We start from the raw sequence: 888 nt of genomic DNA, 5'->3' as shown, positions 1-888 counted from the left end.
GGTGCTATGCGAGTAAGCCTCTTTAGATGACGATCATTGAGTAGATGATGCAGGCGGGCGTCACAGATTTGCCATGCACGCAAATATTTGCTATCATTAGATATTATCCAAGAAGTTCATTTCATAATGAAAAATATAAAACTATCTAAGACAGAGATGAGGCCTCGCCCACAAGCCTCTCAAGATAATTTAGATAGAGCTCTCCAACTCTAATTGGCCTCTGATCGAACAGAGGTCGAGCTAGATGCTCTCTAGGTGGCCAATATATTTTTTTAAATTGATCAGTAACCGGTCTTAATCGTGCCTGACTGGGTGCCGCTCCGATTATCATTTTACCTCTTGGATTAGGTTTGTATTTTGGATCACGCCTGTATTTAATGTATCCATCTTCGGTTGGGATTCCACTCCCCCAATCCGTGCCCATATCGAAGTCGATTTCTTTTGTGTCTTCATCAATCACACCCAACGGCAGGAATGGACGATTTGTTGTGACGGGTTCTACATCGTGCTCTTCTGCATTTCGAGACTGATGCATATAGCTCACAAGAGAATCAGCCCGGCCTTCGCGCTTTTTGCCGCCATACCATTGACGTGCTTGTGCGTTGTTCTTTGAACCAGCATCCAGAGCATTAAGGATGCTGCCGGTGTGTATTAAAAAGGATGCCCAGTGGCTTTGTAGATCCTCCATGGTTTGAGCGCTGCGGCAACAGAAAAGCGCTTCTCTAGCTTTGTTGAGACGATCATAGCATTTAGCGATCTGCTGATGCTCGTAGAGGTTGGCCATACAAAAGCCCGAGTTTGGTTAGCGTCGCCAATCAGTGCTCAAGCGGATGCCGACGACGGCAAAGCTTACCAGACTGGTAAAGGGTTCTGTCGAGTCAAAACCTA

1 protein-coding gene is annotated in these 888 nt (G+C 45.9%); it reads right to left on the bottom strand.

The window, feature by feature from the left end; translation table 11 throughout:
- Positions 1-145: 145 nt before the first annotated feature.
- A complete protein-coding gene (locus tag JTN19_RS14510) occupies positions 146-784 on the bottom strand; it encodes a hypothetical protein (protein WP_206934104.1) in 639 nt (212 codons plus the stop codon).
- Between the last annotated feature and the right edge of the window lie 104 nt (positions 785-888).

Origin of the sequence: Roseococcus thiosulfatophilus, from assembly GCF_017311575.1 — a bacterium.
GTDB classification, from domain to species: domain Bacteria; phylum Pseudomonadota; class Alphaproteobacteria; order Acetobacterales; family Acetobacteraceae; genus Roseococcus; species Roseococcus thiosulfatophilus.
Note: the sequence above shows the minus strand (reverse complement) of the source record. Positions and strands in the feature narration are given on the sequence as shown.

Excerpts from the sequence above, each read along its gene's own strand:
- JTN19_RS14510 (WP_206934104.1), bottom strand. The coding sequence starts at position 784 with ATGGCCAACCTCTACGAGCATCAGCAGATCGCTAAATGCTATGATCGT.